The organism is Sinomonas flava, assembly GCF_039531875.1.
Lineage (GTDB): Bacteria > Actinomycetota > Actinomycetes > Actinomycetales > Micrococcaceae > Sinomonas > Sinomonas flava.
Genome location: NZ_BAAAQW010000014.1, coordinates 158,851 through 180,623, shown reverse-complemented (window position 1 = coordinate 180,623; position 21,773 = coordinate 158,851). Strand labels below are relative to the sequence as shown.

Sequence of the window (21,773 nt, the reverse complement as noted above, 5' to 3'; positions counted from 1 at the left end):
CGCCCCAGACCTCGCCCCCACACGGAAGGCCCCCATGCCGGCAGCCCCCTGGATCACGGACATCACTCCCCACCGCGGAGCCCTCCCGCCGCGCGCCCACCTCGACACGGACGCCGTGAGCCTGACGCTCGACGGCGAGTGGGCCTTCCGCTTCTGGCCCACCGCGGGCGGGGCGCATCCCGGCGGGGGAGCGGTGCCCGGATTCGCCGATCCCGGACTCGACGATGCCGGCTGGGACCGCGTCCGGGTCCCGCACTGCTGGCAGCTCGAGGGAATTCCCGGCGAGCCGCGCTATTCCGCGCCGGCCTACACGAACGTGCGCTACCCGTTCCCGATCGACCCGCCCGAGGTCCCGGACGAGAACCCCACCGGCGAGTACCGCCGCACCTTCGCGGCGCCGGAGGCGCCGGCGGGCGGCCGGTGGCTGCTCCGCTTCGAGGGCGTCGACTCGGCCTTCGAGGTCTTCCTCAACGGCCACCGCCTCGGCGAGGCGAAGGGGTCCCGCCTGACCCACGAGTTCGATGCCACCGAGCACCTCGCACCCGCCGGCGCCGCAGGGGGGAACACCCTCGCCGTGCGCGTGCACCAGTGGTCGTCCGGCTCCTACCTCGAGGACCAGGACATGTGGTGGCTCTCGGGGATCTTCCGCCCTGTCACCCTGCTGCACCGCCCTGACGGCGGAATTGAGGACCTCTTCGTCCACGCCTCCTACGACGCCGCCACGGGATCGGGCGAGCTCCTCGTCGAGGTTCCCGGCGCGGGGCCCGCGGGCGGCGACGCAGCCGCCGGGGCCGGGTCGGGCGCCGTCGTGCGCATCCCCGAGCTCGGGATCGAGGCGCCCGTGAACCAGCCCATCGCGGTGCCTGCCGTGGAGCCGTGGAGCGCAGAGTCGCCCCGGCTCTACCGCGGCACCGTCTCGGCCGGCCCGGCGTCGGACCCGGTGGAGACGGTCCGGCTCGCGATCGGTTTCCGCACGATCGCGATCCAGGACGCGACCCTCCTCGCCAACGGGGCCCCGCTCAGGCTCCGTGGCGTGAACCGCCACGAGTGGCACCCCGTCACTGGCCGCACGCTGGACGAGGCCACGATGCGGGCGGACGTCGAGCTCATGAAGCGTCACGGCATCAACGCTGTCCGCACGAGCCACTACCCGCCGGACGCGCGCTTCCTCGCGCTCTGCGACGAGTACGGGCTCTGGGTCCTCGACGAGTGCGACCTCGAGACGCACGGCTTCGAGCGCGTCGGCTGGCGCGGCAACCCCGCGGACGAGCCGGAGTGGCGCGACGCGCTCCTCGACCGGATCCAGCGGACCGTGGAGCGGGACAAGAACAGCCCGTGCGTGGTCGGCTGGTCGGTCGGGAACGAGTCCGGGCGCGGGACCAACCTCGCCGCCATGGCGGACTGGGCGCGCGAGCGGGACCCCGACCGGTTCATCCACTACGAGGGCGACCCGGACAGCTCCTACGTGGACGTCTACTCCCGCATGTACACCGGGCACGCCGAGACGGAGCTCATCGGGCGCGACGAGGAGGCCCCGGCCCAGGACCGTTCCAACGACTACCACCGCCGCGCGCTCCCGTTCCTCCTGTGCGAGTACGCGCACGCGATGGGCCCCGGCCCGGGCGGCCTGGCCGAGTACGAGGACCTGTTCGAGAACTACCCCCGCCTCGCGGGCGGGTTCGTGTGGGAGTGGATCGACCACGGTATCCTCCAGCGCACCGCTTCGGGCCCGGATTCCGGGGCCGAGTTCTACGCCTACGGCGGGGACTTCGGCGAGGAACTCCACGACGCGAACTACCTCGCGGACGGGCTCCTCTTCCCCGACCGCACCCCCTCGCCGGGCTTGGCCGAGCTCGCCAAGGCCTACGAGCCGGTCCGCGTCGAGCCTTCCGGCGAGTGCGTCACCGTGCGCTCGCGGCTCGCCCACACCACGACCGGGCACCTCGCCTTCCGCTGGCACCTCGCGGACGACGGCGAGCCCGTCGCCTCGGGCGCGCTGGCCGTTCCCGTCCTCGGCCCCGGCGAGTCCGCGGACGTGCCCCTGCCCGCCGAGGTGACGGCCGCGCCGGAGCCGCGCGGCGGCGTCGTGCGCGTGCTGACGGTGGGCGCGCACCTGGCGCACGACGCCGCGTGGGCGCCGGCCGGGCACGAGGTCGCCTGGGGGCAGGCGCGGCTCGGGGCCGGAGACGGAGCAGCGGTCAGGCACGGCCCGTCCCGTCCGACGGGGGACGCCCAGCCGGTCGAGACTCCGGAGGGCTGGGAGCTGGGGCCCGCCGCCTTCGACCCGTTCGGCACCCTCTTGCGGCTCGGGGACCTGCCCGTGCGCGGGCCGCAGCTGGACCTGTGGCGCGCTCCGACCGACAATGACGAGCGCGCCGAGGTGGACCCGCCCGCCCAGGCGTGGCGGGCGCTGGGCCTCGACCGGCTCCGCCACCGCGTCCTGTCGGTGATGGCCGAGGACGGGGCGCTGAGCGTGGTCGCGCATGTCATGCCGGCCGCGACGGACGTGGGCTACGAGGTCGAGTACCGGTGGCGGGCCGAGGGCGCGGCGGTGCACGTCGATGTCGTCGGGTCGCCGGTGGGGACGTGGTCCGTGCCGGTGCCGCGCCTCGGTGTGCGACTCGCGGTGCCGGCGGGGCTGGACCGCGTCCGGTGGCTGGGCCTCGGCCCGGGCGAGGCCTATCCCGACTGCGCCGCGGGGGCGCGCGAGGGCCGCTGGGAGTCCAGCGTGGCCGGACTCCAGACCCCGTACCTGCGCCCGCAGGAGAACGGTGCACGGCGCGGCGTCCGCCGGGCAGAGTTCTCAGGGAGACACGGGGGAGCGGGCCGCCAGCTGACGGTCACGGGCGGGCCCTTCATGCTCACCGCCCGTCCCTGGACCACGGAGGCGCTCGACGCCGCCGCCCATCCCACTGAGCTCGTTCCGGACCCGGACTGGCTATGGGTGAACCTCGACGCCGAGCACCACGGCATGGGGACGGCCGCCTGCGGGCCCGGGGAGCTCCCGCGGTACAGGCTGCATGCCCAGCGGTTCGCGCTGCCGCTCGCGTTCCACGTGGAGGACTAGCGGCAGGCTGTCGGGGTTTGCCCCCGCCGCCGGTCGGGTAGCGGGCGGAGGTCTGACCTCAGAGGAGGATCTGTGCCTCAGGAAGCACTCGCCGAAGCGCGATCGAAGGAGAGCCGCGTCCGGCGCTATCTCGGCCTGCTAGGGCCCGGGCTCGTGACGGGCGCGGCGGATGACGACGCGTCCGGCGTCGCGACCTACGCCCAGGCCGGCGCGAGCTTCTCGAACGCCATGCTCTGGGCGGCGCCCGTCACGCTGCCGATGATGCTCGCCGTACAGGAGATCTCCGACAGGACGGCGCTCGCTACGGGGGAGAGCCTCGGGACGCTCATCCGCAGGAAGTTCTCCCGCAAGCCGCGGATCGTGATCGGGATCCTCATCGTCGCGCTCCTCGTCGCCAACACCCTCAACATCGCGGCGGACCTCATGGCCGTCGGCCAGGGCATGCAGCTCCTGGGGGCCGGGCCTGACCAGCTCTGGGCCGCCATCGCCGGAGTGGGCATCGTGGTCACGCTGATGAGCGGATCCTTCGGCGTGATCGCGCGGGCCTTCAAGTGGCTCTGCCTGTCGTTGCTGGGCTACGTCGCCGTCCTGTTCGCCGCGGACGTCGACTGGCCGGACGTTCTGGCGGGCCTGGCGCTGGCGCAGTTCCAGTGGAGCTGGGACTACCTCGAACTGCTCGTCGGCGTCCTGGGCACCACCATCTCCCCATATCTCTTCTTCTGGCAGTCGGCCCACCGGGTGGAGGAGATGCGCGCCGAGGAGCTGGGCGGACGGTGGCCGATCGCCCTGCCCGACCGGGACGGTCCCGCTGCCCGGCAGAAGCTCCGGGCAGCGCGTGCGGACGTCTTCACTGGGATGGTCTTCTCGGTGCTCGTGATGTTCGCGATCATGGCGGCGAGCGCAGCGACCCTCGGCAAGGCCGGCGGGGTCACGATCGCCTCCGCCGCGGACGCCGCCAAGGCCCTCGAACCCGTCGCCGGGCCGGCCGCGCAGGCGCTCTTCGCGATCGGCCTCATCGGCGCCGGGATCCTGGCCATCCCGGTCCTCGCCGGTTCGGCGTCCGTGGGGCTGTCGGGGCTCCTCGGGACCCGGTGGGGCTTCGACCGGAGGCCGCGGAAGGCCCGGGTCTTCTACGGGCTGCTCGTGGTCGGCATCATCGGCGGGGTCATCCTCGCCGTCACCCTCGACGATCCGATGGGGCTCCTGGTCTTCGTCGCCATTATCAACGGCATCGCCGCGGCGCCCTTCCTCATCGTCACGATGCTCGTCTCGGGGGACCGGAAGATCATGGGGGCGTATGTCAACGGCAGGGTCGCGGCCACCATCGGCTGGGCCACGGCGGCACTCATGGCGGCGGCCGGCGTCGTCGGCGTCTGGACCACGCTCACGGGGACGGGGTCCTGACAGGGAACTCCATCCTCGGTCCTCACGGATGATCCGCCGGGTGTGACCGGGCCACGAGCCACACTCCCGCGATCGCAGCGGCTCCCGCGAGGAGGAACCCCGCGAACGCCTCGGGCGGCGCGGCGTCGGCCTCCCCGAGGACGACGATGCCGAGGGTCACGGCCGTCATCGGGTCGACGACGGTGAGTCCGGCGACGACGAGTTCGTCGCTGCCGCCAGCGTGGGCCTTCTGGACGAAGCGGGCCCCTATCACGACTGCCGCCGCCAGGCCCGCCAGGCCGGCGACGGAGAGCCAGGCGAAGTTCCCCTGGTCGATGCGTCCGAGGACCGCCTTGGCGAGCGTCGCCACGAACCCGTAGAGGACTCCGGCGACACCGGTCGAGAGGATGGCGCTCGGGCGGGTGCGGTTGCGGGCGGAGACAAGGAGCGTGGCGGCCAGGGCGAACGCCAGGAGGATCAGCGTGGTGCGGAGATGCCGGTCGTCGATCTGGACGTCCTGAGCCGACCCTGCGGCCACCGCGACGAAGGCGGCGATCCCGAGGACGCTCAGGAGGATGCCCGCCGCCCGCCGCCGGCCCGGGAGCTGGCGGGAGCTGCGGGCAGTGGCCAGAGCCGTCACGACAAGGGCCGCGGCGCCGATCGGCTGGACCACCATGAGCGGCGAGAACCGGAGGGCCGCGAGCTGCAGGAGGATCGCCGCGCCCAGCATCGCGGTTCCCGCGAGCCAGACCGGCCGGCGCACGAGGACGCGCAGCGAGGTCTGCCGGCCGCCGTGCGCTCCCACCCCGCGCCCTTGGCAGATGGTTCCGAGCGCGAGGAACACCGCCCGCACGAGCGCGATCGGGATCCCGAGCCAGTGGGTGGCGGAGAAGACCCTCGCCGCTCCCACCGAGAGGCTGGCTCCTGCGACGCGCGCCGCTTCGAGGGACAGCATCCGCGGAGCCTACCCGCGGAGTCGTCGCGACAAACACCCGTCGCAACACATGCGTTCGCATCGCGAACAGTTGTGCATCATGCGAACGCATGGCATCCTGAATGAGGGAATCCGGAGAGGCAGAGAACTCTCCAGACGTCAGCGAGGGAAGCGAGGAGCACGTGAGCGTGCCGACCATCAAGGCAGTGCGGCTGAGCCCGCGCGAGCAGCTGGGGGAGAAGCAACTCGTGGTGCTCGGGCCGTCGCTAGGGACCTCGACCGCCATGTGGGACGACGCCGCGCGGCTCCTCGGCAACGACTACGACATCCTCGGCTGGGACCTCCCCGGCCACGGTGCCTCGCCGTCGCTCGCGCCCGAGGCCGAGCTCAGTGTGGGCGACCTCGCGGACGCCGTGGTGGCCGTGGTCGACTCCATCCAGCCGGGCGCCCGCTTCCACTACGCCGGCGACTCGGTGGGCGGCGCCACGGGTGCCGAGATCGCGCTCCGCCACCCCGACCGACTCCTGAGCCTCGCGATGGTCTGCTCGTCGCCCCGCTTCAACGGTGCCGAGGCCTACGCCGAGCGTGCTGACGCCGTGGCGCAGCAGGGCACGGCGATCCGCCTCGAGGCCTCTGCCCAGATCTGGTTCGCGCCCGGCTTCCTGGGAGAGCACCCTGCGGAGTCCTCGCGCCTGCTGGACACGCTGCGGGATGCCGACCGCTTCGGCTACGCCGCCGTCTGCCGGGCCATCGCCGCCTACGACGTCCGCGACCGGTTCCCCGAGATCGCGGCCCCCTTCCTCGCCATCGCGGGCGAGCACGACTCCGTCTGCCCCCTGTCCGAGGCGCAGTGGATGGCCGAGCACGCCCAGAACGGCGCCGCCGTCGAGGTCCCGGGCGTCGCGCACATCGCCCCGACCGAGGACCCTGCCGCCGTCGCCGACCTCCTGCGCTACCACTTCCGCGCCGCCGTCTCGACCGCCACCCCGAGCTCCAAGGAGAGCAACTCATGACCGACGCCTTCGTCTACGACGCGATCCGCACGCCGTTCGGCAAGTTCGGCGGCGCCCTCGCCGGCGTCCGCCCCGACGACCTCGCCGCCCACATGGTCCGCTCCATCGTGGACCGCGCCCCAGGCCTCACCGCGGAGGCATTGGAGGGTAGCGACGGCAAGCACGGCGCGGTGGACGAGGTCGTCTTCGGCAACGCCAACGGCGCGGGCGAGGAGAACCGCAACGTGGCCCGCATGGCCACCCTCCTGGCCGGGCTCCCAGTCTCGATCCCCGGCACCACCGTGAACCGCCTGTGCGGGTCCTCGCTCGACGCCGCGATCATCGCCTCCCGCCAGATCCAGGTGGGCGACGCCGACGTCATGCTCGTGGGCGGCGTCGAGTCGATGTCGCGCGCCCCGTGGGTCCTGCCCAAGACCGAGAAGCCGTACCCCGCCGGGGACATGGCGCTGGCCTCGACCACGCTCGGCTGGCGTCTCGTGAACAAGAACATGCCCAGGGAGTGGACCGTCTCCCTCGGCGAGGCGACCGAGCAGCTGCGCGAGCGCCACGCGATCGGCCGTGACCGCCAGGACGAGTTCGCTGCCAACTCCCACAACCTCGCCGACGCGGCGTGGAACGCCGGCTTCTACGACGACCTCGTGGTCCCCGTCCCCGGCACCGACCTCACCCGCGACGAGGGCATCCGCCCCGGCTCCTCCGCTGAGAAGCTCGCGGGGCTCAAGACCGTGTTCCGCAAGGACAACGGCGACTCCTCGGGCACGACTGCGGGCGGCACCGTCACGGCGGGCAACGCCTCGCCGCTGTCCGACGGCGCCTCCGCCGTGCTGCTCGGCTCCGAGGCCGCCGCCGGCACGCTCGGCCTCGACCCGATCGCGCGCATCGCCGGCCGCGGGGCTGCCGCGAACGAGCCGCAGTTCTTCGGGTTCGCGCCCGTCGAGGCCGCCAACCGCGCCCTCGCCAAGGCGGGCATCACCTGGGACGACGTGGCCGCTGTCGAGCTCAACGAGGCCTTCGCCGCGCAGTCGCTCGCGTGCGTGGACGCGTGGAAGATCGATCCTGCGATCGTCAACCAGCACGGCGGCGCCATCGCCATGGGCCACCCCCTCGGCGCCTCGGGCGGCCGCATCCTCGGCACCCTCGCACGCTCGCTGCAGCGCAGTGGCGGGCGCTGGGGCGTCGCTGCGATCTGCATCGGCGTGGGCCAGGGCCTCGCGGTGGTGCTCGAGAACGTGTCCGCGAAGTAATCCCGCACGCATCGAAGGAGAGAGACAGGCAGTGGCACACACACTGGAATTCAAGGACTCCGTCGCGGAGGCCGTGGCGGGGATCGGGGACGGCTCGACCGTCATGATCGGCGGCTTCGGCAACGCCGGCCAGCCCTTCGAGCTCATCGACGCGCTCCTGGAGTGCGGAGCGAAGGAGCTCACCGTCGTCAACAACAACGCCGGCCAGGCGGACGAGGGCCTCGCACTGCTCATCAAGGAAGGCCGCGTGCGGAAGATGATCTGTTCGTTCCCGCGCCAGAGCGACTCGTGGCACTTCGACGCGAAGTACCGCTCCGGGGAGATCGAGCTCGAGATCGTCCCGCAGGGCAACCTTGCCGAGCGCATCCGCGCCGCCGGCGCCGGGATCGGCGGCTTCTTCACCCCCACCGGCTACGGGACGATGCTCGCCGAGGGCAAGGAGACCCGGTTCCTCGACGGCAAGTGGCAGGTCTTCGAGACCCCGATCCACGCCGACGTCGCCCTCATCAAGGCGCTCACGGCGGACGGCAAGGGCAACCTCGTCTACCGCAAGACGGCGCGGAACTTCGGCCCGATCATGGCGGCCGCCGCCAAGCAGACCATCGCGCAGGTCTCCGAGATCGTGCCGACCGGCGCCCTCGACCCCGAGAACGTCATCACCCCCGGCATCTACGTCAACACGATCGTGAAGGTGGGCTGAGAGCATGAGCGAGCAGACGACGTCGAACATCATCGAGGCAGGCACGGTTCCGCAGGCCTCCGACTCGCCCCTCGGCCGCGACGACCTCGCCAAGCTCGTCGCGAAGGACATCGAGCCGGGCTCGTTCGTGAACCTCGGGATCGGCCAGCCGACCCTGGTCTCGAACTACCTGACCGACGAGCAGGACATCACCCTCCACACCGAGAACGGCATGCTCGGCATGGGCCCGGTCGCCACCGGGGACCAGATCGACCAGGACCTCATCAACGCCGGCAAGATCCCTGTGACCGAGCTGCCGGGTGCGAGCTACTTCCACCACGCAGACTCGTTCGCGATCATGCGCGGCGGCCACCTCGACGTGTGCGTGCTCGGCGCGTTCCAGGTCTCCGCGACCGGCGACCTCGCCAACTGGCACACGGGCGCCCCGGACGCCATCCCAGCGGTCGGTGGCGCGATGGACCTCGCGACGGGTGCCAAGGACGTCTACGTCATGATGACGCTCCTGACGAAGGACGGGACGTCGAAGCTCGTCCCGGAGCTGTCCTACCCCTTGACCGGCGTGGGCTGCGTGACCCGCGTGTACACGGACAAGGCCGTCTTCCTCATCACGGCCGACGGCGTGCACGTGCGCGAGACGTTCGGGATCACCTTCGAGGAGCTCCAGGGCCTCGTCGAGGTGCCGCTGCTCCCGGGGGTGTGACGCAACGGTGGTTGAGCGGAGCGAAGCGGGCGCAACGGTGGTTGAGCGGAGCGAAGCGGAGTCGAAACCCAGCGCAACGGTGGTTGAGCGGAGCGAAGCGGAGTCGAAACCCAGCGCAACGGTGGTTGAGCGGAGCGAAGCGGAGTCGAAACCCAGCGACCAGTTCGTGCAGTCGCTCGCGCGAGGCCTCGCCGTCGTGCGCGCGTTCGACGCCGACCACCAGGAGATGACGCTCTCCGAGGTCGCCGCGCGGACAGCCCTCACACGGGCCACGGCGCGGCGGTTCCTCCACACGCTCGTCGAGCTGGGGTACGTGCGAACGGACGGTCGCGTCTTCGCCCTGACCCCGCTCGTGCTCCAGCTCGGCTACGCCTACCTGTCGGGGCAGCGCCTCCCCGAGCTGGCCCAGCCGATCCTCGAGGAGCTCTCGCACCGCAACGGCGAGTCGACGTCGCTCGCGATCCTCGACGGGACCGACATCGTCTACCTCACCCGGATCCACACCCGGCGCATCATGACCGTGGGCATCTCGCCCGGGACCCGGTTCCCCGCGCACGCCACGTCCATGGGCCGCGTCCTGCTCGCCGACCTCCCGGCGGCGGCCCTCGACGAGTACTTCGCCCGCGCCGACCTCACCCCGCTCACGCCCCGCACGCTCACCTCGCGCGAGGCGATCGAGGCGGAGCTCGCCCGGATACGCGAGGCGGGGTACGCCGTCGTCGACCAGGAGCTCGAGGTGGGCCTGCGCTCCGTCGCCGTGCCGGTGCGCGGGGCGGACGGCCGCACGGCAGCGGCGATCAACATCGCCCTGTCCGCTCGTCTCGACGACGGCACCGACCGCGACGCCGAGGTGGCCCGGATCGTGCCCCAGCTGCACGCTGCGGCGGCGTCGATCTCCGAGGCCGCCCGCGCCGTGGGTGCCGCCTGACAGGCTGCCGTGGCGTCGGCGGCCGTTCGGGGGCAAACTCGTGGGAAAGGGTGACAGGAGGACACGGCAATGGCACTTCTCGACGCCGCACTGTGGGGCGGCAAGGTCAACATCGGCGGGTGGACCGAGGCTGAGGGCGGCGCGTACGACGTCGTCGAGCCGGCTACCGGGGCCACCCTCGGCTCGGTCGGGTCCGCCTCGCGCGAGGACGTCTACCGGGCGGCGCAGCTCGCGGCGAAGGCCCAGCCCGAATGGGCGGCGAAGAAGCCCGAGGAGCGCGCCGCCGTCCTGCGCCGCGCGGGGCAGCTGTGGGAGGAGCACGCCGAGGAGATCCAGGACTGGATCGTCCGGGAGGCCGGCAGCATCCCGCCCAAGGCCCAGCTCGAGACCCACACCGCCGCGAACGAATGCTACGAGGCGGCGGCCCTGCCATCGCACCCGCACGGGGAGGTCCTGACCTCGGACGAGGACCGGTGGTCGTTCGCGCGGAGGCGCCCCGCCGGCGTCGTGAGCGTGATCGCGCCGTTCAACTTCCCGCTCATTCTCTCGATCCGCTCGGTTGCGCCGGCGCTCGCGCTCGGCAACGCGGTGCTGCTCAAGCCGGACCCGCGCACGGCCGTCTGCGGCGGCGTCACGCTGATGCGCGTCTTCGAGGAGGCCGGCCTGCCCGAGGGCGTGCTGTCCCTGCTGCCGGGTGGCGCGGAGACGGGGACGGCCGTGGTCGAGGCGCCCGAGGTGCGGGTGGTCTCCTTCACGGGCTCGACGGCGGCAGGCCGTCGGGTGGGCGAGGCGGCGGCCCGGCTGCTCAAGCGCGCCCACCTCGAGCTCGGCGGCAACAACGCCCTCATCGTGCTGCCGGGGGCGGAGATCGCCAAGGCCGCCTCGGCTGGCGCGTTCGGCTCCTTCATGCACCAGGGCCAGATCTGCATGACGACCGGGCGGCACTTCGTCCACGACTCGGTGTACGACGACTACGTCGCCGCGCTGTCCGAGAAGGCCGAGAACCTGCCCGTGGGCGACCCCTCGACGAGCCAGGTGGCGCTCGGGCCGATCATCGACGAGCGCCAGCGCGACCGCATCCACGGCATCGTCGAAGCCTCCGTCGCCCGGGGCGGCCGGCTCGCGGCGGGCGGGACCTTCGACGGGCTCTTCTACAAGCCGACCGTCCTCGCCGACCTCGACCTCGAGAACCCCGCCTTCGCCGACGAGATCTTCGGACCGGTGGCCCCGGTGACGAGGTTCTCGAGCGTGGAGGAGGTCGTGGAGCTCGTCAACGCCAACGAGTACGGCCTGTCCGTCGGCATCCTCGGCGATGTCGGGACGGCCATGAAGATTGCGGACCGCGTCCACTCGGGCAAGGTGCACATCAACGAGCAGACAGTCTCCGACGAGGCCAACGCGCCCTTCGGCGGGGTCGGCGCCTCCGGCACGGGGTCGCGGTTCGGCGGGGCGACCGCCAACATGGAGGCCTTCACGGAGGTCCAGTGGCTCACGGTGCGCCCTGACATCGCCACGTATCCGTTCTGAGCGGGGATCCTGTTGTGACCGCCGTTCCTGTGGGAATGCTGGGACTTGGGCCCGCTGGGCACTAAGTCCCTATCTCGCTGCGCTGGCGCGGCGCACCGTGAAGGCGTGGACACACCACTGACGGCCCTCGCGTCCGCGGCCCGCTTCGAGGCCGACGGGATCTATCTCGGATGGGGTTCCTTCACGGTCCAGCTGGGGAACCTCATCGTCATCTCCGTGATGATCCTGCTGTTCATCGCCGCGCTGCTCCTGCCGTTCCCGGGTGGCAGGGGTCGTCGATGACCACCCAGCCCGGGCACGCCGACGGCGTCCCGCCGGGGGGCCGGATCCTCACGTGGACCGGGAGATTCCGGGAGTGGGGCGTCCGGGAGCTCCCCCCGGACAGGCTGCTGCCCGAGACGCAGCCGAGCTACGTCGCCTCATGGATCTACGTGTTCGGCATGGGCGCGATCGCGGCGCTTCTGTATGTCATCGCCTCCGGAGTCGTCCTCGCGCTCAACGGTCCCGCCTGGTACCATGTCTCGGCGCTCGGGCACTTCATCAACAGCACCCATCTGTGGAGCGTGGAGCTGTTCTTCATGCTCATGGTCATCCACCTGTGGGGGAAGTTCTGGATGGCGTCGTGGCGCGGCGGCCGGGCCCTGACATGGATCACCGGGGTCATCGCGTTCGTCGTCTCGATCGTCACCGCGTTCACCGGCTACCTCCTCCAGACCAACTTCGACTCACAGTGGATCGCGTTCGAGGCCAAGGACGCGCTCAACGCCGTCGGGGTCGGCGCGTGGTTCAACGTCGCCAACCTCGGCCAGGTCCTCATGTGGCACATCGTGCTGCTGCCGCTCGCGGTGGGCGCCGTCGTCGTGCTCCACGTGCTCCTCGTGCGCGTCCACGGGGTCGTCCCGCCGCTCGAGGCGTCGGAGCACGACGCCCAGCTGCGGCCCGGAGCCGGCGCGGGTGAGCCGTCGTGAGCCGGGGCGCCGATCTCGACCGCCAGCCCTGGCGCGGAGCCGTGCGCGAGTACGACCTCGTCAAGGAGCTCGTCTACGCGCTCGTGGTCGTCGGGGTCCTCACGGTCGGGCTCGCAGCGGTCTTCGGATCCCCCGACGAGGCGCCGGTGACGCTCAAGCAGTGGGCGACGGCGGCGCCGTCGGACTTCGTGGCCACCGCAACGGCCGAGCTCGGCGGCACGAGCGACACCGCCGGATACGGGCCGCCGTACAACGGGACGCAGGGCGCGAGCCAGACCCTCGGCCCCCTCGACCTGCAGAGCCTCTCGGGCGTCCGGCTGCCGATCGACACAGCCAGGGACTTCGTGGTCGCCCCGCTCGAGACGCTCCCGCAGCCTCCCTCCGAGGTCTCGGCGTGGAACGCCGCGACGGACACGCAGCGCGCCGACTGGACGGCCGCGTACGCCGACGCGCTCTCCAAGGCGCCCGACGGCGACCCCTCCAAGGTGCCTTCCGGCGACTATGGCCCTGTCCCCGCCATGGACGGCGCGCTGCTCGCGATGGCGCGGAGCGGTTCGCTGGACGCAGCGCTCGACGGCGGCGCGTCGCCTGGGCTCGACCGCACCCGCGAGGTGCTGTTCCTTGGCGACGGGCAGTACTTCCAGGGGCTCGCCGAGGACCAGCACCTCACCGGCGACCAGTGGGGCATGATGAACGAGACCGGCAACTACCCGGGCCAGTCGTGGCTGTGGCTCTTCTCGTTCTGGTACCAGATCCCGCCCTTCACGGGGCTCGCGAACGCGGACCTCGTGATCACGCTCATCATGGCCGTCCTGACGCTCGCCCTCATGCTCGTCCCGTTCATCCCAGGGGTGCGCTCGCTGCCGCGGATCATCCCGGTCCACCGGCTCATCTGGCGGGACTACTACCGCCGCCGCAGAGGGTGAAGGACTGATCACTGGGCGTTCTTCGCTCCGTGGTAGAAAACTAGGGTGAACCCCCCGAACCCTGTGAACACCCCCTCTGTGAAGACGCCCAAACCTATCTCCCGCCGCATCGTCGGGACCGGTATCGCCGCGACCATCGTCATCGGCGCGGGGGCCTTCGTCCTCAGCTTCTCCGCCCTGACCGACCTGGCCGTGCGGGCAGGTATCAACCCCACGATCGCCTGGATGTGGCCCCTCATCGTGGATGGCATGATCGTTGCCGCGACCGTGGCCATCGTGGCCCTCGCAGGGCGTCAGGGGAGGGAGCAGCTCTACCCGTGGATCCTGCTGTTCTTCGGCGCGATCGTCTCGACCGCCGCGAACTCCATCCACGCGATCCTCGCCGTCCGGGCCGAGAACGGCAATGTTCCCGTCATCGTCTCGGCACTTGTCGCCGCGATGCCGCCCGTCGTCCTCCTGGCCATCACCCACCTCACGGTGCTCCTCGTGCAGTACGCCCGGTCCGCTGCCGAGACGTCCGTCCGCGCGGCCGAGGCGGCTGGTCTGGCCGAGCTCGGCGCCGAGGTCGACGCCGCGATGGCCGGGCTCGACGTCGACGCCCTCGAGGCGGCGCTGGCCGGCGACGCGCCCGAGGGTGACGCGACGTCCGCTCCGAAGCCCGCACGTCCGGCACGCAAGCCGCAGACCTCGCAGGTGTCCTCGGCAGCGACTCCGGCAGGGGGGACCGAGGAGGAGCCCAAGGCCGCCCCGAAGCGGAAGCCCCGCAAGGCGGCCGCCTCTGCGACGCCGCGCGCCTCCGCGGCGACCGGTTCTGTCCGGAAGGTGGCGGCCGCGGCTGCCAAAGAACCGGCGGCCGGGGAGCCGGCGGCCGGGGAGTCTAGTGCCGGGGATTCTGGTGCCGCGGCGGCACCCGCGCTGAAGGGCGCCGCTCGTCCGGCCGCCAAGTCGGGGCTCGGCTCCGGGCGCCCGATCATGCCCGACCTCTCGACGGTCACCTCCGTGAACCCGCTGCTCCGGGGCCCCGCACCCGCCGAGCGCTCGGCCGAGAAGGCGGACGTCACTGAATCCGTCGAGGCATCGAAGGACGCCGAGCTGTCGCCCGAACTCGAGGACGCCCGCGCCTGATCAGGCGCTGCCTGACCAGACGCTGCCGGACCAAACCGGGGCCCGTCCGAACGGCAGGGTCAGCCCGCGGCCGCAATTGTCGGGTTGAGGCGGGTTGCAGGGCATCGCACCCGCCTCAACTCGACAATTGCGCCAGAGGGGTCGGTCCAGTCGCTCCAGTCTGGCCTCAGGCGACCGGCTGCGGGGACTGCGCCTGCGGCGAGGTGAGCCGGGTGAGGGAGTCGACGTCGCGCACCGCGCCCTTGTCCGCGGAGGTCGCCATGGCGGCGTAGGCGCGCAGCGCCGCGGAGACCGGGCGCTCCCGGTTGGCCGGGTGGTAGCCGGTGGTGGCTTCGAGGCGCTCGCGGCGCGCGTCCAGTTCGGCCTGGTCCACCACGAGCTCCATCGAGCGGTTCGGGATGTCGATGCGGATGAGGTCGCCGTCCTCGACGAGCGCGATCGTCCCGCCGGACGCCGCCTCGGGCGAGATGTGCCCGATCGAGAGGCCGGACGTTCCGCCCGAGAAGCGCCCGTCCGTGATGAGCGCGCACTTCTTGCCCAGGCCGCGGCCCTTGAGGAACGAGGTCGGGTACAGCATCTCCTGCATGCCCGGCCCGCCCTTCGGGCCCTCGTAGCGGATGACGACGACGTCGCCCTCCTTGACCGTCTTGTTCAGGATCTTCTCGACCGCCTCGTCCTGCGACTCGCACACGACCGCCGGGCCCTCGAACGTCCAGATCGACTCGTCCACGCCCGCGGTCTTCACGACGGCGCCGTCCACGGCGACGTTGCCGCGCAGCACCGCCAGGCCGCCGTCCTTCGAGTACGCATGCTCGACACTGCGGATGCAGCCGCCCTCGCCGTCGGTGTCGAGGGACGTCCACTCGTTCGACTGCGAGAACGCCGTCGAGGATCGCTGCCCGCCGGGCGCGGCGTGCCAGAGCTGCTGGGCCTCCTCGGTGGCCTTGCCGCCGCGGATGTCCCACGCGTCGAGCCACGAGGCGAGGTCGGGGGAGTGGACCGAGTGCACGTCGGTGTGGAGGAGGCCGCCGCGGTTGAGCTCGCCCAGGAGCGCGGGGATGCCGCCGGCGCGGTGCACGTCCTCCATGTAGTACGTCTTGTCCTTGGCCACGTTCGGCGCCACCTTGGCGAGGCACGGGACCTTGCGGGACTTCGCGTCGATCTCCGCCAGGCCGTACTCGACGCCGGCTTCCTGCGCCGCCGCGAGCAGGTGCAGGATCGTGTTGGTCGAGCCGCCCATCGCGATGTCCAGGGCCATGGCGTTGTCGAAGGCCTGGGCCGTGGCGATCGAGCGCGGGAGGACGGAGTCGTCGTCGTCCTCGTAGTAGCGCTTGGCGAGCTCGACGGCGGTGGCGCCCGCCCGCTCGTAGAGCGCCTTGCGCGCGGTGTGGGTCGCGAGGACCGAGCCGTTGCCGGGGAGGGAGAGGCCGATGGCCTCGGTGAGGCAGTTCATCGAGTTGGCCGTGAACATGCCCGAGCAGGAGCCGCAGGTGGGGCAGGCGTTCTGCTCGATGAGGTCGATGTCGGCGTCGGAGATCGACTCGTCGACGGCGTCGGCGATCGCGTTGACCAGGTCAAGGGAGCGGACCGAGCCGTCCGTGAGCGTCACGCGGCCGGCCTCCATCGGGCCGCCCGAGACGAAGACGGTGGGGATGTTCAGGCGCATCGCGGCCATGAGCATGCCGGGCGTGATCTTGTCGCAGTTGGAGATGCACACGAGCGCGTCGGCGCAGTGCGCGTTGACCATGTACTCGACCGAGTCCGCGATGAGGTCGCGGGACGGGAGCGAGTAGAGCATGCCCCCGTGGCCCATGGCGATGCCGTCGTCCACCGCGATGGTGTTGAACTCGCGCGGGACGGCACCCGCGGCGAGGATCGCGTCGGAGACGATGCGGCCCACCGGGGCGAGGTGAGTGTGCCCGGGGACGAACTCGGTGAACGAGTTGGCGACGGCGATGATCGGCTTGCCGATGTCCGCGTTGGCGACGCCGGAGGCGCGCATCAGTGCGCGGGCGCCGGCCATGTTGCGGCCATGGGTGACGGTACGGGAGCGAAGAGCTGGCATGGGACCACACCATCACGCGCGCGCGGGCCCCCGCCAGACTGCAGTGATACTAGTAGTGAAACTACTAGCGTTCGAGGAGGTTGGGGTGGAGCCTGCAGCGCCCGCCGATGCCCGGCGCAAGGAACTGGGCGCCTTCCTGCGCAAGAAGCGCGAGCGCGCCGTCCGGGCCGAGTACGGACTCCCGCCCGTCGGGCGTGGCCGCGTGGTGGGGCTGCGCCGCGAGGAGATCGCGTTCCTCTCGGGCGTCTCGGTCACTTGGTACACCTGGCTCGAACAGGGCCGGGACATCAACCCTTCGCGCCAGGTGCTCGACGCCGTCGCGGTCAACCTCCGCCTGACCGCGCCGGAGCACGACTACATCCTGGGCCTCAGCGGCTTCGCCCCGGCCCCGCGCGAGGCGCCGGCGGCTCCCGAGCCCGTCCCCGAGCATGTCCAGCACCTCCTCGAGGCCCTCGACCCGGCCCCGGCCTTCGCCGTCACGTCCACGTGGGACATCGGCGCCTGGAACCGCGGGTACGAGGCGCTGTTCCCGGGCATCGCCTCGGTCCCGGCTCCGGACCGGAACCTCCTGCGGCTGACCTTCACGGATCCCTACGTGCGCGGCATGCTGCCGGACTGGGAGGTCACGGTGCGCAGCTTCCTGGCCGACTACCGCGCGGAGGCCGGCTCGCACGCCGACCGCGCCGCGCACGTGGAGCTGGTCTCCCGGCTGCGGCAGGACTCGGAGGACTTCGCCCGCGCCTGGGACGACCACGAGGTGCGCCGCTTCGCCTCGCGCGCCCGGACCTTCCTGCACCCCGTGGCCGGGCGCCTGGACTTCGAGCAGCACCAGCTCGTCCCCTCCGACGCCCCGACCCTGCACATCGTTGCGTACCTGCCCGCGCCGGGGTCGGACACGCGGGAGCGCATGGCCGAGCTGGTGCGGCAGGCGTCTGCGGCGGACGCGGCCGACTAGGAGGCCGCGCCGAGGTGCTCCACGATGGCCCGCGCCACCTCGTGGGGCGAGTCCTCGGTGGGGATGTGCTTGCCCTCGACCACCACGAGGTCCGCGTTCGGGATCTCCTCGACGTACCGGCGGGCGTACTCGAGCTTCTGGAAGTCGTCGTCGCGTCCCCACACCAGCCGCGTGGGGATGGCGGCCTCCTTCAGGGCGGGCACCAGGGCCAGCGTGTACCGGGAGTCCGCGGCGGCCGCCATCGCCATCCAGGAGCGCACCCGCGACGGCGCTTGCCAGGGGCTGAGGTAGTCCGCGAGCTCCTCCTCGCTCAGCGTGCGGGTGGTGCTGCCGCGGGTGGAGGTCTCTCGGGCCTTCAGCAGCTCCGCGGTGCCGGTGGAGTCGCGGACGGCAGGGTCGCGGAAGCGTTCGACGGCGGGCACCGGCCAGGAGTCGAACATCACCGCGTTCATCAGCACCATCTTCCGCACGCGGCCGGTCGGGGCCGCCAGATGCTGGGCGATGCCGCCGCCGATGTCATGCCCCGCGACGTCGAAGCTGTCGAGGCCGAGGGCGTCGGCGGCCCGGACCACGGTCTGCGCCAGGGCGGGCACGGTGGCCTGCTCGGGCGTGAGCTCACCCGTGCTCGCGCCGAACCCTGGCAGGTCCAGGGCGATGCAGCGCGCGGCCCGTCCCAGCTCCGGCAGGACGGGCGCCCAGACACGGCTCCAGAACGTCCCGTGCAGGAGGAGGAGCGGGGGCAGGTCCGGTTCTCCCGCGGCGAGGTAGGACAGCTCGTCGCCGTCGACCTCGACGGTCCTGCGGCTGACGGGATTCGGCATGCTTTCCTTCATGCTCAGGTCCGGACCGGCCTCGGCCCACGGGACAGGTCGTTCACACGGCTGCCTTGTGCCTCAGCTGAAGTGGGTCTCGGGATTCGCGTCGCCGAACCTGGCAAGGACCGTAGAGGCGACGTCGCGCAGCTTCATGTTGCGGTGCATAGAGGCGCTCTTGAGGACCTCGATGGCCTGCGCCGGGGTGCAGTTCGACTGCGCCATGATCACCCCGGCCGCGAGGTTGATCGTGGTGCGCGACTCGAGGGCCGCCGCGAGGTCCGCGGCCCTCTCGCTCTCCTGGGCGCAGCGGATGGCCAGCTGCACCGACCGGGACGCGAGGGCTGCGAGTTCCTCCGCCTCGGAGCGGAGCTCGGCAGAGAAGCCCTCGGGCTCGGTGCTGTAGCTGTTGAGCGCGGCGGTGGCCTTGGCCGAGGTCGGCAGCGGAATCGGGGTGGCGAACACCGAACGGAGGGGTGCGCCGTCGACCGCCTCACGGTAGCGGGGGTAGCGCTTCGTGGTGCGGAGGTCGGGGACGTAGACGGTGCGCTCGGTGCTCACGGACTCCTGGCAGGGGCCCTCGCCGCTCGCGTACTGGATCTCGTCCATGGCCTCCGCCATCGCATCGCTGCTCGCCACGGTGCTCCGCCGGCCGTCGCGGTCCAGCGTGACGCTGCAGGAGACCTCGCCGGTGCCGGAGAGGGCCTCGGCCGCACGCTGGGAGACGCGGGTGAGGAAGGTCGAGAGGTCGGGGCTGTCGAGCAGGAGGTCGAGCAGCTCCTCCTCGCGGGCCCGCGCCATGGCGGAGCGGCCCTCGACCTCGGCGCCGTCGGCGGGAGGCGCCGGCGCGGGCGCAGACCCGTTCGAGGGCGCTGCAGCCCGCTGTGGAGGCGCAACGACCTCCACGTCCAGTTCGCTACGGCGGTCAGGTCCGCCCACGATCTCGTCCATGATCACCCCTTTGCCTTCCCAGACGGCCCTCACCGGACCAGCGTGATCCCCAGAGTACGCCGGTCCGGCTCTTGTGCTACCCAGCCTTCCGGTGGATCGACTTGTATGTCAGGTACGCGCTCAGGCCCTCGACTCCGTACTCCGTCCCGAGCCCGGAATCGTGGCGGCCGCCGAAGGGCGCGGAGTGGTTCGATGCGAAGAAGTTGATGCCGATAGACCCCGTGTCCACCCGGTCGGCGACGGCCAGGGCCGCCTCCGGGTCGGACGAGAACACGAGGCCGCCCAGGCCGAACTCGGTGTTGTTGGCCAGCGCCACGGCCTCGTCGACGCCGCCACCGGGGGCCGAGTCGTCGTACTTCAGGATGGTCAGGACGGGCCCGAAGATCTCCTCCCGCGACACCCGCATGGACGGGGTGACGTCCGCGAACACGGTGGGCTCCACGAAGAACCCGCCCTCGAGGCCGGTCTCCGGGGCGAACGACGCCGCCCTGCCGCCCGCCGTCGCCCGCGCGCCTTCCTCGAGGCCCGACTCCACGTAGCCCATGACCGTCTCGAACTGCGACTTCGTGGCGCTGGGCCCGAAGACCGTGGACGGGTCGAGCGGGTCGCCCTGCGGCGCCGCGGCGATGACGGACCGGGCCATCTCCACCACCTCCTCGTACCGCGAGGCCGGGGCAAGGATGCGCGTGGAGATGTAGCAGGTCTGTCCCGTGTTGCGCATCGAGGAGCGGATGAGCACCTTGGCCATCGCGTCCAGGTCCGCGTCCGGCAGCACGATCGCACTGGACTTCCCGCCCAGTTCCAGGGTGACCGGGCGCAGCAGCTCCCCGCACGCCGCCGCGATGCGCCGCCCCACCGGCGTCGAGCCCGTGAACGCGACCTTGTCCACGCCGGGGTGCTTCACGAGCACGTCGCCCATCCGCCCCGAGCCGGTCACGAGGTTCACGACGCCGGCCGGCACCCCCGCTGCCGCGACGGCGTCGACGATGAACCGGATCGACAGCGGCGTGGGCGAGGCCGGCTTGATCACCACGGTGCACCCTGCCAGCAGCGCCGGGGCCAGCTTGATGACCACGAGGTTGATCGGGAAGTTCCACGGCGCGATCAGCGCGCACACCCCTACCGGCTCGCGCCGCACCACGGACTCCTGGCCCGGCGCGAACGGGAACGGTCGCACGTCCTCGCGCTCGAGGTACTCGGCGAGGGTCGCGAAGTAGCGGAAGATCCCGGCCGCGTTCGCCGCGGCCCCGCGGGTCTCCGTGATGGGCGAGCCGTTCTCGCGCGTGTTCGTCAGGGCGAGGGTCTCGGCACGGGCCTCGATCTCGTCCGCGATCCGCGTCAGGTACGCCGCGCGCTCGGAGGGGGAGAGGCGGGGCCAGGGGCCGGCGTCGAACGCCCGGCGCGCGGCGGCGACCGCGGCGTCGACGTCCTCGGCGGACCCGTCCGGCACCTCGCCCCACACCTCGCCGGTGGCGGGGTCGGTCACCGGGTTCCGGCCGGTGCCCCGGGCGGGGACGTACGCGCCGTCGATGAACATGTCGTCGACCCGCGTGTAGGGCAGGTCGAGCGCCGCGCGCCGGGCGCGGGCGTCCTGGGTGTGCGCATCCTGGGCTGTGGGCACCGTGGTCATCGGAGAACTCCCGTCTTGAGCAGCGCGTTCGAGCGCGCAAGGTCCGCCCTGGCCATCTCGACGGCGGCGGCGGTGATGAGCTCGGGCACGATCTCGGCCGCGAGCCGGTCGGTATACGTGGCCGGGTCCATCCCGAACCACGAGGAGGCCAGCGCGATCCCCGCCCGGTCGAAGCGCCAGGCACGGTCGGCGTCGCGCACGAGCGCGTCCTCGAGCGAGTAGGCGACGTGCCGCGTGTCGTGGCCGTCGATGATTGCGGTGACCCGCTCGATGAACTCGTCCGCGTACCCGAGACCCGGCAGCACCTCCTGGGCCACGAGGCAGCCCTGGTGCTCATGCTCGTACCGGATCTGCGCCTTGCGCCAGTCCCCGGTGAAGCCCTCGGACAGGATCCGCGACTCGTCCACGCGGGCCCAGCCGGTGTCATGCAGGAGGGTCGCGACGAGCACGAGCTCGCGGTCCGCGCTCGGGTAGGCGTCGCACAGCCGCTCGGCGTAGGCGACCGAGATGGGCAGGTGGATGTCGTTCCCGCGCGTCCTGGTGTACGGCACCACGGCCTTCCAGAGCGGGTCGAGGCGGCCCCCCGGGCCCGCGGTGCTGGGCGTGTCGCAGATGGCCCTGGTGTCCACGGGTCCCTCGGCGGGGATCGGGCGGACGGGGTGGGCTGCGGCGAACGCGTCCGCTCGGGCCGCGTCCACGGCGTGCTGGCCGGGCGCGGGCGACGGCGGCGGCTCGGCGCTCGCGGTCGCGCTCGCCTGCGGTGCGGCGAGGCTGGGGTGGTCAGTCATGGGATCCTCCGGTGCAAGGAAAGGGACGAGGGGGCCGGTGGGGCGAGTCGCCGTGCC

The 21,773-nt window shown here is 72.0% G+C and carries 19 protein-coding genes; 13 read left to right on the top strand and 6 right to left on the bottom strand.

Features of this window, described 5'->3' with window-relative positions:
- Positions 1–34 precede the first annotated feature (34 nt).
- Entirely contained in the window at positions 35–3,067 is a 3,033-nt protein-coding gene (locus tag ABD298_RS18325) for a glycoside hydrolase family 2 TIM barrel-domain containing protein (RefSeq protein ID WP_344301275.1), read from the top strand.
- A gap of 72 nt (positions 3,068–3,139) precedes the next feature.
- Entirely contained in the window at positions 3,140–4,471 is a 1,332-nt protein-coding gene (locus ABD298_RS18320; protein WP_344301274.1) for an Nramp family divalent metal transporter, read from the top strand.
- Between the two features lie 22 nt (positions 4,472–4,493).
- On the opposite strand, the gene ABD298_RS18315 is transcribed toward ABD298_RS18320, so the two are convergent.
- Positions 4,494–5,405 carry a DMT family transporter gene (locus ABD298_RS18315; RefSeq protein ID WP_344301273.1) on the bottom strand — a complete coding sequence of 304 codons (912 nt, stop codon included), beginning with the start codon at positions 5,403–5,405 and terminating at the stop codon, positions 4,494–4,496.
- Positions 5,406–5,566: 161 nt separating this feature from the next.
- On the opposite strand from ABD298_RS18315, the gene ABD298_RS18310 reads away from it, so the two are divergent.
- From ABD298_RS18310 to ABD298_RS18265, 10 genes are all read left to right on the top strand, one after another.
- Positions 5,567–6,397 carry an alpha/beta fold hydrolase gene (locus ABD298_RS18310; protein ID WP_344301272.1) on the top strand — a complete coding sequence of 277 codons (831 nt, stop codon included), beginning with the start codon at positions 5,567–5,569 and terminating at the stop codon, positions 6,395–6,397.
- On the top strand, positions 6,394–7,641 hold the full coding sequence (locus tag ABD298_RS18305; protein WP_344301271.1) for a thiolase family protein: 1,248 nt from the start codon (positions 6,394–6,396) through the stop codon (positions 7,639–7,641). The genes ABD298_RS18310 and ABD298_RS18305 overlap by 4 nt, the downstream gene beginning before the upstream one ends.
- 31 nt (positions 7,642–7,672) lie before the next feature.
- A complete protein-coding gene (locus tag ABD298_RS18300) occupies positions 7,673–8,341 on the top strand; it encodes a 3-oxoacid CoA-transferase subunit A (RefSeq protein WP_344301270.1) in 669 nt (222 codons plus the stop codon).
- A 4-nt stretch (positions 8,342–8,345) separates the two neighbouring features.
- On the top strand, positions 8,346–9,041 hold the full coding sequence (locus ABD298_RS18295; protein WP_344301269.1) for a 3-oxoacid CoA-transferase subunit B: 696 nt from the start codon (positions 8,346–8,348) through the stop codon (positions 9,039–9,041).
- A gap of 121 nt (positions 9,042–9,162) precedes the next feature.
- Entirely contained in the window at positions 9,163–9,969 is an 807-nt protein-coding gene (locus ABD298_RS18290) for an IclR family transcriptional regulator domain-containing protein (RefSeq protein ID WP_344301268.1), read from the top strand.
- A 69-nt stretch (positions 9,970–10,038) separates the two neighbouring features.
- Entirely contained in the window at positions 10,039–11,496 is a 1,458-nt protein-coding gene (locus ABD298_RS18285) for a benzaldehyde dehydrogenase (protein WP_344301267.1), read from the top strand.
- A 105-nt stretch (positions 11,497–11,601) separates the two neighbouring features.
- Positions 11,602–11,778, top strand: a complete 177-nt coding sequence (locus tag ABD298_RS18280; RefSeq protein WP_344301266.1) for a hypothetical protein — start codon at positions 11,602–11,604, stop codon at positions 11,776–11,778.
- Complete coding sequence (locus ABD298_RS18275) at positions 11,775–12,464, top strand: cytochrome b N-terminal domain-containing protein (RefSeq protein WP_344301265.1); 690 nt, start codon at positions 11,775–11,777, stop codon at positions 12,462–12,464. The genes ABD298_RS18280 and ABD298_RS18275 overlap by 4 nt, the downstream gene beginning before the upstream one ends.
- Complete coding sequence (locus ABD298_RS18270) at positions 12,461–13,390, top strand: hypothetical protein (protein ID WP_344301264.1); 930 nt, start codon at positions 12,461–12,463, stop codon at positions 13,388–13,390. The genes ABD298_RS18275 and ABD298_RS18270 overlap by 4 nt, the downstream gene beginning before the upstream one ends.
- 45 nt (positions 13,391–13,435) lie before the next feature.
- Complete coding sequence (locus tag ABD298_RS18265) at positions 13,436–14,515, top strand: DUF2637 domain-containing protein (protein ID WP_344301263.1); 1,080 nt, start codon at positions 13,436–13,438, stop codon at positions 14,513–14,515.
- A gap of 166 nt (positions 14,516–14,681) precedes the next feature.
- On the opposite strand, the gene ilvD is transcribed toward ABD298_RS18265, so the two are convergent.
- A complete protein-coding gene (ilvD, locus tag ABD298_RS18260; RefSeq protein ID WP_344301262.1) occupies positions 14,682–16,580 on the bottom strand; it encodes a dihydroxy-acid dehydratase in 1,899 nt (632 codons plus the stop codon).
- An 85-nt stretch (positions 16,581–16,665) separates the two neighbouring features.
- Between ilvD and ABD298_RS18255 the strand changes: the two genes are divergently transcribed.
- A complete protein-coding gene (locus ABD298_RS18255) occupies positions 16,666–17,535 on the top strand; it encodes a helix-turn-helix transcriptional regulator (RefSeq protein WP_344301261.1) in 870 nt (289 codons plus the stop codon).
- Here ABD298_RS18255 and ABD298_RS18250 read toward each other — a convergent pair.
- From ABD298_RS18250 to ABD298_RS18235, 4 genes are all read right to left on the bottom strand, one after another.
- On the bottom strand, positions 17,532–18,356 hold the full coding sequence (locus ABD298_RS18250; RefSeq protein WP_344301260.1) for an alpha/beta fold hydrolase: 825 nt from the start codon (positions 18,354–18,356) through the stop codon (positions 17,532–17,534). The two genes, ABD298_RS18255 and ABD298_RS18250, sit on opposite strands and share 4 nt — an antisense overlap.
- Positions 18,357–18,428: 72 nt before the next feature.
- Entirely contained in the window at positions 18,429–19,298 is an 870-nt protein-coding gene (locus ABD298_RS18245) for a GAF and ANTAR domain-containing protein (RefSeq protein ID WP_344301259.1), read from the bottom strand.
- Between the two features lie 76 nt (positions 19,299–19,374).
- Positions 19,375–20,928 (bottom strand): aldehyde dehydrogenase family protein, encoded by a 1,554-nt coding sequence (locus tag ABD298_RS18240; RefSeq protein ID WP_344301258.1) that lies wholly within the window; start codon positions 20,926–20,928, stop codon positions 19,375–19,377.
- Entirely contained in the window at positions 20,925–21,716 is a 792-nt protein-coding gene (locus ABD298_RS18235; RefSeq protein WP_344301257.1) for an HD domain-containing protein, read from the bottom strand. The genes ABD298_RS18240 and ABD298_RS18235 overlap by 4 nt, the downstream gene beginning before the upstream one ends.
- Positions 21,717–21,773: the final 57 nt, after the last annotated feature.

What these genes read in the sequence shown, in the direction of transcription:
- ABD298_RS18295 (WP_344301269.1), top strand. Translation starts at nt 8,346, where the DNA reads ATGAGCGAGCAGACGACGTCGAACATCATCGAGGCAGGCACGGTTCCG.
- ABD298_RS18285 (WP_344301267.1), top strand. Translation starts at nt 10,039, where the DNA reads ATGGCACTTCTCGACGCCGCACTGTGGGGCGGCAAGGTCAACATCGGC.
- ABD298_RS18275 (WP_344301265.1), top strand. Translation starts at nt 11,775, where the DNA reads ATGACCACCCAGCCCGGGCACGCCGACGGCGTCCCGCCGGGGGGCCGG.
- ABD298_RS18305 (WP_344301271.1), top strand. Translation starts at nt 6,394, where the DNA reads ATGACCGACGCCTTCGTCTACGACGCGATCCGCACGCCGTTCGGCAAG.
- ABD298_RS18235 (WP_344301257.1), bottom strand. Translation starts at nt 21,716, where the DNA reads ATGACTGACCACCCCAGCCTCGCCGCACCGCAGGCGAGCGCGACCGCG.
- ABD298_RS18250 (WP_344301260.1), bottom strand. Translation starts at nt 18,356, where the DNA reads ATGCCGAATCCCGTCAGCCGCAGGACCGTCGAGGTCGACGGCGACGAG.
- ABD298_RS18240 (WP_344301258.1), bottom strand. Translation starts at nt 20,928, where the DNA reads ATGACCACGGTGCCCACAGCCCAGGATGCGCACACCCAGGACGCCCGC.
- ABD298_RS18315 (WP_344301273.1), bottom strand. Translation starts at nt 5,405, where the DNA reads ATGCTGTCCCTCGAAGCGGCGCGCGTCGCAGGAGCCAGCCTCTCGGTG.
- ilvD (WP_344301262.1), bottom strand. Translation starts at nt 16,580, where the DNA reads ATGCCAGCTCTTCGCTCCCGTACCGTCACCCATGGCCGCAACATGGCC.
- ABD298_RS18325 (WP_344301275.1), top strand. Translation starts at nt 35, where the DNA reads ATGCCGGCAGCCCCCTGGATCACGGACATCACTCCCCACCGCGGAGCC.
- ABD298_RS18245 (WP_344301259.1), bottom strand. Translation starts at nt 19,298, where the DNA reads ATGGACGAGATCGTGGGCGGACCTGACCGCCGTAGCGAACTGGACGTG.